We start from the raw sequence: 12,585 nt of genomic DNA on the forward strand, positions 1-12,585 counted from the left end.
GTTCTCCGGCTAGGCTCGATGACCATGGTTATGCACAGGTCCGAAGTTCCAGAAACGCCGGCCGGTCACCATGGGGGACTCCGACGCGGCACGGCAGTGGCAGCACTCGGAGCGGTACTGGCTCTCACCGCAGGGGTTCCTGCCACCCAGGCTGCCACCCCGACGCCCAGCCCGGACGGCCCGTCAGCCTCGATTTCCGTCGGCATCGACGACCTGATCGGCGGTCTGGTGGAATCCCCGACGCCGTCGCCCTCACCCACCTCCGACTCCGGCAGCCCGGACCCCACCGAAAGCACGGCCCCGCCGACGTCCGCCGAACCGGACCCGACCGAGACGCCGGAACAGCGGGCTTCCCGGCAGGCCTCCGAGCGGGCCACGGCCCCGGGGACCTCGGTTCCGCAGCCGGTGCCCGCGGCCCCGCAGCCGGTGCCCGCGGCCCCGCAGCCGGTAGCCGGCCAGCCCTCCGGAACCCAGCAGGCCCCGGCCCCGGTCCAGACGCCCGCGAAGGACACTCCCGCCGGTGCCGCTCCCGGTGTTGCGGCTGGTACGCCGACGGCAACGCCGAGCGGCACGCCCCGCTCCGCCACCACGATGTCCGCCGCCAAGGAGGCATCTCCCACCGCCACGCCCCGGTCCGGCGACAAGATGCAGGCTGCCTCCTCCGTCGAACCATCCCCCTCCGCCCTTGTCGGCTGGGGGATCTGCCTGGTCGCGGTGTCGGTGGGAGCAGGCGCCGTGGCCCTGCGGATGCGCCGGGTCTAGTTGGATCTAAGGGCCGCCGGAACCGTTCCGCTGTGAAATTGAGCACTTCTACACGCTGTAGAAGTGCTCTATTTCGACTTAGCTCGGGGGAGGGGGCAGACTGGTATCCATGAGCCACACTTCTGCCGAATCTGTCACTAAAACCGGAACAGTAGCCGAGGAATCTACCGAGCAGTTCTTCACGCTCTGGACAGTTTTCAAGCGCTCCGCCGATGTCCTGCGCAGCGGCGACGCGGCCGAGGACTTCGATGCACTCATCGGACGGCTGGCCGAGGACGGCGTCGTCCACCGCGGCAGCTACGACGTGTCCGCGATGCGGGCCGACGCGGACATCATGATCTGGCTGCACGGCCCGCGGGCCGAAGCGCTGCAGCGCGCCGTGCGCGACATCCGGCGCAGCAAGCTCTTCACGGGGACTGAGATCGCCTGGTCCGCGATGGGCGTGCACCGCGAGGCCGAGTTCGCCAAGAACCACACGCCGGCCTTCTCCCGCGGCGTGGAACCGGCCGAATGGCTCTGCGTCTACCCCTTCGTGCGCTCCTACGAGTGGTACCTGCTCCCGGACGCCGAGCGCGGCGCGATGCTCCGCGACCACGGACTGCTGGGCCGGGACTTCCCTCAGGTCATCTCCAACACCGTCTCCTCCTTCGCCCTCGGCGACTGGGAATGGATCCTGGGCCTCGAAGCCCCGGAACTCGTGGACCTCGTCGACCTGATGCGCCACCTGCGCGCCACCGAGGCTCGCCACCACGTTCGCGAAGAAGTCCCGTTCTACACCGGCCGCCGCGTCAGCGCCGTCGAGATTGCCGAGGTCCTAGCATGAGCCCGCTCGATCCGCAGGATCCCCAGGAGAACATGGCCGTCGCCGTGAATCCCGTCACCGAAGCCGGCCGGATGGCCCCCAAGGACTACGACGCCGTGCTGCTCGCCTCCTTCGGCGGTCCCGAAGGCCAGGAAGATGTCATCCCGTTCCTGCGCAACGTCACCCGCGGCCGCGGCATCCCCGACGAGCGGCTTGAAGAGGTCTCGCACCACTACCGCGCCAACGGCGGCATCAGCCCGATCAATCAGCAGAACCGCGAGCTCAAGGCCGCCATGGAGGCCGAGCTCGCTGCACGCGGCATCGGCCTGCCGGTCTTCTGGGGCAACCGCAACTGGGATCCCTACATCCCGCAGACCCTGCAGGAGATCTACGACGCCGGGCACCGCAAGGTCCTGATGATCACCACCAGCGCGTACTCCTGCTACTCCAGCTGCCGGCAGTACCGCGAGGACATCGGCATGGCCCTGACCGAGACCGGGCTGGACGGCAAGCTCGAGGTGGACAAGGTGCGCCAGTACTTCGACCACCCGGGCTTCGTGGAGCCCTTCATCGAAGGCACCGCCGCCGGCCTCGCCGACGTCCGCGCCCAGCTGGCCGCAACCGGCACCCCGGACGCGCCGGTGCACATCCTCTTCGCGACCCACTCGATTCCGACCCGCGACGCCGAAGCCGCCGGCCGCTCAGAGGGCGAGCCGCGCCAGTTCGAACAGGACTCCGCCTATGTGGCCCAGCACCTGGCCACCGGCGCCGAGGTCATCCGCCGGGTCGAAGCCGAAACCGGCCTGGCCGCCCCCTGGTCCCTCGTGTACCAGTCCCGGTCCGGGGCCCCGCATGTGCCGTGGCTCGAACCCGACATCAACGACGCCATCGAGGAGCTCGCCGGCCAGGGCATCAAGGGCGTCGTGATCGTGCCGCTGGGCTTCGTCAGCGACCACATGGAAGTCGTCTGGGACCTCGACACCGAGGCCTTGGAAACCTGCGGCAAGCTGGGCCTCGCCGCCACCCGCGTTCCCACGCCGGGAACGCACCGCAAGTTCGTCGCCGGGATCGTGGACTTGATCAGCGAGCGGACGGCGGCAAACAACATCGCCGACCGGCCGCACCTGACCAAGCTCGGCCCCTGGTACGACGTCTGCCGGCCCGGTTGCTGCGCCAACTTCCGCGGCGAAAAGCCCACCATCGCGGGCGCGGACACCACCGTCGGAACGGGGCACGATCCCTACCCGGCAGGGGCACCCGCGGCTGCGGACGGGGCGGTCCCGGCAGCAGGCCAGGCCACGCCGTGACCGTACGGATCGGCACCCGGGCCAGCAAACTTGCCCTCACCCAGACCCAGCAGACTGCGGACCAGCTGGCCGCCGTCGGCGGGTTCCCGGTGGAACTCGTACACATCCGCACCGACGGCGACGTCCTGACCGGCCCGCTGTCCCAGATGGGCGGCACCGGCGTGTTCGTTGCGGCGCTGCGCGACGCCCTGTTGCGGGACGCGTGCGACGTCGCGGTCCATTCACTCAAGGACCTGCCCACCGGCGCTGCGCTGGGCCTGACCCTCGCCGCGACGCCGAAGCGCGTGGACGTCCGGGACGTGCTCTGCGCCCGGGACGGGCTCACGCTCGCCCAGTTGCCGGCCGGCGCGACCGTCGGCACCGGCTCCCCGCGCCGGGCCGCCCAGCTGCGCGCCGCCCGGCCGGACCTGGACATCCGTGACATCCGCGGCAACGTGGACACCCGCCTGGGCCGCGTGCCGGGCCTGCCGGGGAACACCACCTCCGACGTCGTCGAAGGCAAGTCCGGCGACCTCGACGCCGTCGTGCTGGCCGCCGCCGGCCTGCACCGGATCGGCCGGCTGGACGCGGTCAGCGAATACCTCGACACCGAGGTGATGCTCCCGGCCGCCGGCCAGGGTTCGCTCGCGATCGAATGCCGCAGCTCCGACGCGCCGCGCAAGGCCGGGTCCACCGAGGGCTCCCAGGGCGTGCTCGCCCAGGCCCTCGCAGCCCTGGACGACCCAGACACCCGGCTGGCCGTCACCGCCGAACGCGCGCTCTTGGCCAGGCTGGAGGCCGGCTGCGCCGCTCCGGTGGGCGCCTACGCCTCCCGCAAGGGCAGCATGCTGCACCTCGAAGCCGTGGTCTGCGCCGTGGACGGCACCGCGACGGTCCGGGATAAGAAGGCCACCGACGGACTGACCGAGGTCGGCGCCACCCTGCTGGGAATCGAACTGGCCGAGGCGCTGCTGGCGGCCGGTGCTGCCGACATCGCCGACCTGGCCGCTTCCTGAGCCGGACGGATTCTCACCTGATGGGACGCCGCAGCGCCAGCCGCCGGCCGGACGGGGACGCCGGGCCCAGGGTCCTCGAGGGCGCCCGGGTCCTGGTGACCCGCAATCCGGACCGGGCCGGTGCTTTGGTGTCCGCGCTCCGCGAGACCGGCGCCGAGCCGCTGCTGCTGCCGCTCATCGACTTCGAGCGCGCCTCCGACCAGCACTCGCTGGATGTGGCCTTCGACGCGCTCGGCGCCGGCGCCTACTCCTGGCTGGTGGTCAGCAGCGTCACCACGGTCCAGGTCCTCGAAGCCAAGGCGGCCGAACGCGGTGCGGCCCTCAGCGCGTGGCTTCCGGGCAGCCTGCAGGTGGCCGCCATCGGCCCGGCCACCCGCCGCATGCTTGAAGGCCTGGACATCGCCGTGGACCTCGCGCCCGCCGGCCAACAGTCCGGAGCGGGGCTGCTCGACATCTGGCCCCACGGCCACGGCAGCGTGCTGCTGCCGCAGGCCGACATCGCCGACCCGCGGCTCCGCCGGGGGCTGGAGGCCCGCGGCGCCTCGGTCCAGGCCGTCACCGCCTACCGCACCGTCGACTTCCCCGCGGACCCGCGACGCAGCCTCGCCGCCGCCCCCGACCCGCAGGCGCACGACGCCGCGGTCCTGACCGTGGCCGACGCGAAAGCCGCGATCGACGCCGGAACCCTGCACGCCGTCGTCGCGGCGTCACCGAGCGCCGCGCGCCGCGTCCACACCGGGCTGTCGCCGCTGGGCGGCTGCCAGCTCGTCGCGATCGGACGTTCGACGGCGGCCGAGGCCCTGGCCCTCGGACTGCCGGTTGCCGCCGTTGCCGAGGAACCCACCGCCTCCGGACTTGTCGCCGCCGTCATCCGCGCCCTGGATCCGGCGCACCCCGCACCCCACCCCGACCCCGAGCAGACTGTGAAGGACCAGACATGAGCTTCCCGACCCACCGCCCCCGCCGGCTCCGCACCACCCCCGCGATGCGGCGGCTGACGGCCGAACACCGCCTCTCGGCAGCCGAACTCATCCTGCCCGCCTTCATCCGCGAGGGCCTCTCCGAGCCGAACCCGATCGCCTCGATGCCCGGCGTGCAGCAGCACACCACCGACTCGCTCAAGCGCGCCGCCGCCGAGGCCGTGCAGCTGGGCGTGGGCGGCATCATGCTCTTCGGCATCCCGGCCGAACGGGACGCCCGCGGCACCGCCTCGCTGGACCCCGAGGGCGTGCTGAACAAAGCCATCCGCGATGTGAAAGCCGAGGTCGGCGACGACCTGGTCATCATGAGCGACGTCTGCCTCGACGAATTCACCGACCACGGCCACTGCGGCGTCCTGGACGCGCACGGCTACGTCGACAACGACGCGACCCTGGAGATCTACGGCCAGATGGCCGTGGCCCAGGCCGACGCCGGCGCGCACGTGCTCGGCCCCTCCGGCATGATGGACGGCCAGATCGCGGTGATCCGGCAGGCCCTGGAGGAGGCGGGCCACGCCAACACGGCCGTGGTGGCCTACGCCGCCAAATACGCCTCCGCGTTCTACGGCCCCTTCCGCGAAGCCGTCGACTCGCAGCTCACCGGGGACCGGCGCACCTACCAGATGGACGCCGCCAACCGCCGCGAAGCGATCCTCGAAGTGGAGCTGGACCTCGAAGAGGGTGCCGACATGGTGATGGTGAAACCCGCCATGAGCTACCTCGACATCCTGGCCGACGTCGCCGCGATGAGCCCGGTGCCCGTGGCCGCCTACCAGATCTCCGGCGAATACTCGATGATTGAGGCCGCCGCCGCGAACGGCTGGATCGACCGCCGCGCCGCCATCACCGAATCCGTGCTCGGCATCAAGCGGGCCGGCGCCAACATGGTCCTGACCTACTGGGCCAGCGAACTCGCCGGCTGGCTGAAGGAAACCCGATGAGCGCCGCGGGAGTGCCGGACCCCGCGTCGGGCGCCAACCCGACCGCGCCGGTCGGCCCGGACCAGATCCTGCTCGGCCTGAACACCTTCGGCGACGTCGGGGTGTTCCCCGACGGGCACCCTGTCCCGCACGCCCAGGTGCTCCGGCAACTGCTGGAACAGGCCGAACTCGCGGACCAGGTGGGGCTGCACGCCTTCGGGGTGGGGGAGCACCACCGCCGCGACTTCGCCGTCTCCGCGCCCGAGGTCTTCCTCGCCGCCGCCGCGGCCCGGACCAAGAAGATCCGGCTCGGCTCCGCCGTCACCGTTCTCAGCTCCGATGACCCGATCCGGGTTTTCCAGCGTTTCGCCACCGTCGACGCCATCTCCAACGGCCGGGCCGAGGTCATGCTGGGCCGCGGTTCCTTCGTGGAGTCCTTCCCGCTGTTCGGACTGGACCTGGCCGACTACGAGGTCCTGTTCGAGGAAAAGCTTGAGCTCTTCGACAAGGTCCGCGCCCAGAAACCGATCAAATGGGAGGGCCGGACCCGCCGGCCCATCAACGGGCTCAGCGTCTACCCGCCGCTCGAACACCACCTGCTGCCGGCCTGGATCGGCGTCGGCGGCACCCCGGAATCGGTGCTGCGCTGCGCCGAATACGGCTACCCGATCATCTTCGCCATCATCGGCGGCCAGCCACGGTCCTTCGGTCCGCTGGCCGGGCTCTACCGCGAGGCCATGGCCAAATACGGGCACCCGCTGCAGCAGGTGGCCACGCATTCGCCCGGCCACATCGCGGCCACGGATGAGGACGCGCGGGAGGAGTTCTTCCCGCACTGGCTGGGCCAGCGCAACCAGATCGGCGCCGAGCGCGGCTGGGGTCCGGGCAGCCGCGACGAGTTCGACCACCTGTGCAGCCCCGAGGGTGCGCTCTACGTCGGCTCGCCGGACACGGTGGCGGCGAAGATCGCCCTGCTCAAACGGAACCTGGGCGTGGACCGCTTCGACCTCAAATACAGCAACGGCACGCTCCCGCATGCCGCCATGATGCGCTCCATCGAGCTGTTCGGCACCGAAGTTGCGCCCCGTGTGGCCGCCCTGGTGGCCGGCGGGGTGCCCGCCAGTGACCGGCCCCTGTGAGAACCACTGAGAGAATAGGAACCATGACTTCCAGCCACCCTCGCAACGAGGAACTCTTCGACCGCGCCCGCCGCCTGATGCCGGGCGGCGTCAACTCGCCGGTCCGGGCCTTCGGCTCGGTGGGCGGCACGCCCCGCTTCATGGTCTCCGCCAAGGGCCCGTACCTCACCGACGCCGACGGCGCCGAGTACGTCGACCTGGTCTGCTCCTGGGGGCCGGCGCTGCTGGGCCACGCCCACCCGGCCGTCCTCGCGGCCGTGCACGCCGCCGTCGACCGCGGACTGTCCTTCGGCGCCTCCACCCCGGACGAGGCCAACCTCGCCGCAATCGTCCAGGAGCGCGTCCCGGCGGCCGAGCGCGTCCGGATGGTCTCCACCGGCACCGAGGCGACCATGACCGCCATCCGGCTGGCCCGCGGCTACACCGGGCGCAACCTCGTGATCAAGTTCGCCGGCTGCTACCACGGCCACCTCGACGGCCTCCTCGCCGCCGCCGGATCCGGCCTCGCGACCCTCGCGCTGCCCGGCTCGGCAGGCGTCACCGCCGCCACGGCCGCCGAGACGCTCGTGCTGCCCTACAACGACCTCGCCGCCGTCGAAGCCGCCTTCGCCAAACACGGCGACAGCATCGCCGCCGTCATCACCGAGGCCGCGCCGGCCAACATGGGCGTGGTCACCCCGGGCGAGGGCTTCAACGCCGGCCTGGCCCGGATCACCCGCGAACACGGCGCCCTGCTGATCCTCGACGAGGTCCTCACCGGGTTCCGCACCGGCTACTCGGGCTACTGGGGCCTCACCGGCGGGGCGGCCGACGCCGCCGAGCCCTGGGCCCCGGACCTGCTGACTTTCGGCAAGGTCATCGGCGGGGGCATGCCGACGGCGGCCCTCGGCGGCCGCGCCGAGGTCATGGACTACCTCGCCCCGGTGGGCCCGGTCTACCAGGCCGGCACCCTCTCCGGGAACCCGGTGGCGATGGCTGCCGGCGTCGCTACCCTCACCTACGCGACCCCCGAGGTCTACTCATTCGTCGACGCCCGGTCGCTGGAACTCTCCCGCGCCCTGTCCTCGGCGCTGGACGCGGCAGGGGTGGACCACTCCATCCAGCGCGCCGGGAACCTGTTCTCGGTGGCCTTCGGCACCTCGGCCCGCGGCGTCCACAACTACGACGATGCGCAGGGCCAGGAGGTCTTCCGCTACGCGCCGTTCTTCCACTCGATGCTGGACTCCGGGGTGTACCTGCCGCCGTCGGTGTTCGAGGCCTGGTTCCTCTCCGCCGCGCACGACGACGCCGCGATGAACCGGATCTTCGAAGCCCTGCCGGCCGCCGCCCGGGCCGCCGCCGCGGCTGAAGCCTAGGAGCACGGCGCAGGCCTAGGATCACGGCGCAGGCCTAGCGAGCCGGCGGCTGCGGCCCTCGAGGCCGTCGCCGTCGTCGCCCTTTAAACACTTTCGGCACCCGCCGCGGCGGGTGCCGAAAGTCGTTAACGCTGGTCCGGGCCTAGAAGGCCGGGGTCACGTCGCCGTTGGGCCATTCCTTCTCGATGAAGGCCTTGACCTCGGGGGAGTGCAGCAGCTCATCAAGCTTCTTGATCCGCACGTCGTCCTTGGAGTCCTCACGCCAGGCCAGGAAGTTGGCGTAAGGGTTGTTGTCCACGGATTCCACCGCGAGGGCGTTCTTGGTGCTCAGTCCGGCCTTGAGGATGAAGTTGCCGTTGATCAGGGCCAGATCCACCGAGGGGTCCTTGAGGTCGTTGATCAGCAGTTCCGGCTGGTTCTCGGAGAACTTCAGCTTCTTGGGGTTCTGTTCGTCGCTGAGCGTCAGCACCGAGGTGTCGTCCTTGATGTCCTTGACCAGGCCGGCGACCTGGAGGACCTTGAGGGCCCGGACCTGGTTGGACGGGTCGTTCGTGATGGCGACCTTGGCCCCGTCCTTGATGTCCTTGATGTCCTTGACCTTTTCCGAGAACGCGGCGTAGGGCTCGATGTGCACGCCCGCACCGTGGCCGAACTTGTAGCCCTTGGTCTTGACCTGGTCCTCGAACCACGGCAGGTGCTGGTAGAAGTTGGCGTCCAGGGAGCCGTCGCTCAGCGCGGTGTTCGGCGTCTGGTAGTCCTCGATTTCCTTGATCTCCAGCTTGAGGCCGGCCTTGGGGGCGAGCTCCTGGTTGATGAATTCGAGGATCTTGGCGTGCGGGACCGGGCTGGCGCCGACCTTGAGGGTGGCGGGCTTCGCCGGATCCAGGGTCGTGACCTGGGCGCTGGGGGTGGACGAACCACCGCAAGCCGTCAGCGCCAGGGCAGTGACAATGCCGGTGGCCAAGAGGGTGAGTGACTTACGCATCGGATGCGTTCCTTTCGAAATAGGCGGAAAACACGACGGCGGTGCCGTGGTCCGCGCAGATGCAGAGGGCGGCTACCCGCTGCAAGGCTGGGGTGGTTGTTTGTCGGGTCAGCGGTGGTCGAGGCCGCGGGAAATCCGCTCGCCCACGAGTTGGATGACCTGGACGAGGACGACGATCAGGACGATGGTGACGATCATGACCGTGACGTCGAAGCGCTGGAAGCCGTAGTTGTAGGCCAGCTTGCCGAGGCCGCCGCCGCCGACGAGGCCGGCCATCGCGGAGTAGCCCACGAGGGTCACCACCGTGGTGGTGGCGGCCGCGACGAGGGCTGGCAGGGATTCGCGCAGCATCACCTTGCTGATGACCTGCATGTTGGTGGACCCCATCACCTGGGCGGCGTCGATCTTGCCGTGGTGCACATCGCGCAGGCAGGATTCGACGAGCCGGGCGAAGAAGGGGATGGTGCCGATGGACAGCGACACCGACGCGGCGATCGGGCCGAGGCTCGTCCCGGTCAGGGCGCGGGCCAGCGGAATGAGCGCCACCATCAGGATGGCGAACGGGATGGACCGGGTGATGTTGACGATCACGTCGCTGAGGATCCGGTTGGTGACGGGCATCGGGCGCAGTCCGCCGGGGGCCGTGACATGCAGGAAGACGCCCAGCGGCAGGCCGATCAGCACGGTGAAAAAGGCCGAGATGCCGACCATCTGCAGGGTCTCCATGATTGCCTCGGGGAGGGCCCTGGCCAGCACGGGGTTGCTGAAAATGTCGTTCATTAGTTGGCTCCTTCTTCCGCCGCAGCAGCATCGGCGGCGACGCGCTTGGCGCTGATGCCCCGCTCGTGCAGGTAGTGGAGGACGGCGTCGAAATCGGCGTTTTCGGCGAGCTGCACCCGGAGGTGCCCGAACTGCTGGCCGCCGAGGGTCTCGACGCTGCCGGCGAGGACGTTAAGGTCCATGTCGAAGTGCCGGGCGACGCCGGTAAGGACCGGTTCCTTGGCGCTCTCGCCGGAGAAGAGGATCTCCAGGACCGGCCCGCGCTGCAGCGCGCCGTGCAGGGGTTCCGACGGCGGCAGCGGAAGCAGGGCGCGGGCCAGCTTGCTGTCCAGCTCGCCGGCCACCTCCTGCAGGGCGCCGTGTTCGATGATGCGGCCCCGGGACAGCAGGGACACCGAGTCGCAGACCCGCTTCACGACGTTCATCTCGTGCGTGATGATCAGGACGGTCAGCTGCAGCCGCCGGGTCAGGTCCTGGATCAGGTCCAGGATTTCCTCAGTGGTGGCAGGGTCCAGGGCCGAGGTGGGCTCGTCGCAGAGCAGCACCTCGGGGTCCGAGGCGAGGGCCCGCGCGATCCCGACGCGCTGGCGCTGGCCGCCGGAGAGCTGGGACGGGTAGGCGTTCTCGAAGCCTTCGAGTCCCACGAGCTTGAGGAGCTCGGCAACGCGGGTCCGGATCTTGTCCTTGGGGGTCTTGACGAGCTCCAGCGGGTGCGCCACGTTGCCGGCGGCGGTCCGGGAGTCCATCAGGTTCGCGTGCTGGAAAACCATGCCGATGCGCCGCCGCGCAGCACGGATTTCCGAGTCCCGCACGGAACTCAGTTCGGTGCCGTCGATGCTGACGGATCCGGAGGTGGGGCGGTCCAGCAGGGTCAGGCAGCGCACCAGCGTCGACTTGCCGGCGCCGGAGTGTCCGATGATGCCGTGGATCGAGCCCTTCGGCACGGAGAGTGTGACGCCGTCGAGCGCCACCACTTCCATTTTGCCCTGCCGGTAGACCTTGCGAAGGTCGGTAACTGTGATCATTTATCCCTTGGCGGTTGGGGTCCGGGCGCGACATAACACACGCCCTGTTCTGAACTAAATTATGTCAGCGGCGCCAAAGGGCATCCACTCGCGCATTTAGTTCGTCATAAAGCGCCATTGGGTGCAGATAATTTCGACTTGAAGGTCACTGGGCGCGGCGGGAAACCGGGAGCGGTCCGGCGGCCAAATCCCTGAGGGCACCTGCAGCCGCCGGAAGGGGGGAACCGCCGCTGTGATCTCAGTCCCAGTAGCTTGGCAGGTCGGTGCCGCTGGCCCCGCGCGCCGGGCTAGAACCCGCGCGTAGGGCTAGAAGTCGCCCCGGCTGGCGTCTTCCGGCGGCAGAACCGGCCAGTCGCCCTCAATCACGGCCGCGGGCTTGGTCTTGCGCAGGTAGCTCTGGAAATCCGCGGCCTGGGCAGACGCCCACTCCACCTGGAGCTGGTGCAGGTGGGCGGCCGGCATCCGGAGCTTGGGGAACTTCCCGGCCATGGCGTCCAGCATCCGCAGCGTGGCCAGCGCATCGGCCGCGGAGGTGTGCGCATTGTCGAGGCTGACGCCGTACTCCTCGCACAGCGCGGTCAGGGTGCGCTTGCCCTTACGGTACCGGTCCACCTGCTTGTTCATGATGAACGGGTCCAGCACGGGAAAGCGGCTCAGCTGGGGCACGCCGTAGCGGGCCGACTCGGCGGCGAGCACGGTGAAGTCGTAGCTGGCGTTGAAGGCAATGACCGGCACACCGGTGTCGAACAGCTCCTGCAGCACGGCCGCCAGCTCCCGGGTCACCTCGGCCGCGGGCCGGCCGTCACGGCGGGCCTGCTCGGTGGTGACGCCGTGGACGTCGCTGGCCTCGGTGGGGATCTCCACCCCGGGATCGGCCAGCCACTCGTGCTCCTTGATGACCGATCCGTCGGCGTCCACCACGGTCACGGATGCCGTCACGATCCTCGCAGCGCGGGAATTCCGCCCGGTGGTTTCCAGGTCGAAGGCTGCGCGGGGGAGGGTGTGCCAGGTGCTCATGCTTCAACGCTACCTGCTGCCGCCGACAGTTTTTTGCAACGCCGTGCAGTGCCTTGCGATGACCGGCGGCAGCCGGCACCGGTAACCTTGGTCCATGCGGACGGAGTATGTGGAGGCGGTACTGGAGCTCGCGGAGATGGTCCCGGCGGGCACCGCCGTCGCCTACGGGGACGTCGCCGAACTCCTGGGCGCAGGCGGCCCCCGCCAGGTCGGCTCGGTAATGAGCCACCACGGCAGTGCCGTTCCCTGGTGGCGGATCCTCAAAGCCAACGGAGACGCCCCGCCCGGCCACGAGCGGGAGGCCCTGGCCTTCTACCTCGCCGAAGGAACACCGCTGCTGGGCAGCTATCTGGAATACGAGCGCACCGGCGAGGGCCGCTGGCGGGTCGACCTGATGGCGGCCCGGTGGGCGCCGTCCGAGCCGGACTTCGAGCAGATCGACGCCATCGCCGAACGCCTCGAACGGGAGCTGCATAAACTGTCTGTCCCCAATGATGAAATGTCTGTGTGAGTAGCCC

General features: G+C 69.9%; 13 protein-coding genes. 9 read left to right on the forward strand and 4 right to left on the reverse strand.

All coding sequences use genetic code 11. The features are described from left to right. The first annotated feature begins 96 nt into the window (after nt 1-96). The 8 genes from HNO80_RS05260 (at nt 97) to hemL (ending at nt 8,260) form a co-directional block, all read left to right on the forward strand. Nucleotides 97-762 (forward strand): hypothetical protein, encoded by a 666-nt coding sequence (locus HNO80_RS05260; RefSeq protein WP_175321789.1) that lies wholly within the window; start codon nt 97-99, stop codon nt 760-762. Between the two features lie 109 nt (nt 763-871). Further along, entirely contained in the window at nt 872-1,585 is a 714-nt protein-coding gene (gene hemQ / locus HNO80_RS05265) for a hydrogen peroxide-dependent heme synthase (RefSeq protein WP_175321790.1), read from the forward strand. Next, the gene (locus HNO80_RS05270; RefSeq protein ID WP_175321791.1) at nt 1,582-2,871 is read left to right on the forward strand and encodes a ferrochelatase; all 1,290 of its coding nucleotides are present in this window, start codon (nt 1,582-1,584) and stop codon (nt 2,869-2,871) included. Before hemQ ends, HNO80_RS05270 begins: the two co-directional genes overlap by 4 nt. Continuing rightward, entirely contained in the window at nt 2,868-3,866 is a 999-nt protein-coding gene (gene hemC, locus HNO80_RS05275; protein ID WP_175321792.1) for a hydroxymethylbilane synthase, read from the forward strand. The genes HNO80_RS05270 and hemC overlap by 4 nt, the downstream gene beginning before the upstream one ends. A 20-nt stretch (nt 3,867-3,886) precedes the next feature. Further along, nucleotides 3,887-4,807, forward strand: a complete 921-nt coding sequence (locus HNO80_RS05280; RefSeq protein WP_175321793.1) for a uroporphyrinogen-III synthase — start codon at nt 3,887-3,889, stop codon at nt 4,805-4,807. Further along, nucleotides 4,804-5,787: a porphobilinogen synthase gene (gene hemB / locus HNO80_RS05285; RefSeq protein ID WP_175321794.1), complete on the forward strand. Its 984-nt coding sequence runs from the start codon at nt 4,804-4,806 to the stop codon at nt 5,785-5,787. Before HNO80_RS05280 ends, hemB begins: the two co-directional genes overlap by 4 nt. Beyond that, on the forward strand, nt 5,784-6,905 hold the full coding sequence (locus HNO80_RS05290) for an LLM class flavin-dependent oxidoreductase (RefSeq protein WP_175321795.1): 1,122 nt from the start codon (nt 5,784-5,786) through the stop codon (nt 6,903-6,905). The genes hemB and HNO80_RS05290 overlap by 4 nt, the downstream gene beginning before the upstream one ends. Nucleotides 6,906-6,928: 23 nt before the next feature. Further along, nucleotides 6,929-8,260, forward strand: coding sequence for a glutamate-1-semialdehyde 2,1-aminomutase (hemL, locus tag HNO80_RS05295; RefSeq protein WP_175321796.1), 1,332 nt, complete (start codon nt 6,929-6,931; stop codon nt 8,258-8,260). Nucleotides 8,261-8,402: 142 nt separating this feature from the next. On the opposite strand, the gene HNO80_RS05300 is transcribed toward hemL, so the two are convergent. From HNO80_RS05300 to HNO80_RS05315, 4 genes are all read right to left on the reverse strand, one after another. Next, nucleotides 8,403-9,245 carry a MetQ/NlpA family ABC transporter substrate-binding protein gene (locus tag HNO80_RS05300; RefSeq protein ID WP_175321797.1) on the reverse strand — a complete coding sequence of 281 codons (843 nt, stop codon included), beginning with the start codon at nt 9,243-9,245 and terminating at the stop codon, nt 8,403-8,405. A gap of 108 nt (nt 9,246-9,353) precedes the next feature. Continuing rightward, nucleotides 9,354-10,025 carry a methionine ABC transporter permease gene (locus tag HNO80_RS05305; RefSeq protein WP_175321798.1) on the reverse strand — a complete coding sequence of 224 codons (672 nt, stop codon included), beginning with the start codon at nt 10,023-10,025 and terminating at the stop codon, nt 9,354-9,356. Next, the gene (locus HNO80_RS05310; protein WP_175321799.1) at nt 10,025-11,050 is read right to left on the reverse strand and encodes a methionine ABC transporter ATP-binding protein; all 1,026 of its coding nucleotides are present in this window, start codon (nt 11,048-11,050) and stop codon (nt 10,025-10,027) included. Before HNO80_RS05310 ends, HNO80_RS05305 begins: the two co-directional genes overlap by 1 nt. Before the next feature lie 306 nt (nt 11,051-11,356). Then, complete coding sequence (locus tag HNO80_RS05315) at nt 11,357-12,067, reverse strand: 3'-5' exonuclease (RefSeq protein ID WP_175321800.1); 711 nt, start codon at nt 12,065-12,067, stop codon at nt 11,357-11,359. A gap of 94 nt (nt 12,068-12,161) precedes the next feature. Between HNO80_RS05315 and HNO80_RS05320 the strand changes: the two genes are divergently transcribed. Beyond that, entirely contained in the window at nt 12,162-12,578 is a 417-nt protein-coding gene (locus HNO80_RS05320; RefSeq protein ID WP_175321801.1) for an MGMT family protein, read from the forward strand. The last annotated feature ends 7 nt before the right edge of the window (nt 12,579-12,585 follow it).

Source organism: Arthrobacter sp. C9C5, assembly GCF_013359735.1.
Classification (GTDB): Bacteria; Actinomycetota; Actinomycetes; order Actinomycetales; family Micrococcaceae; genus Arthrobacter.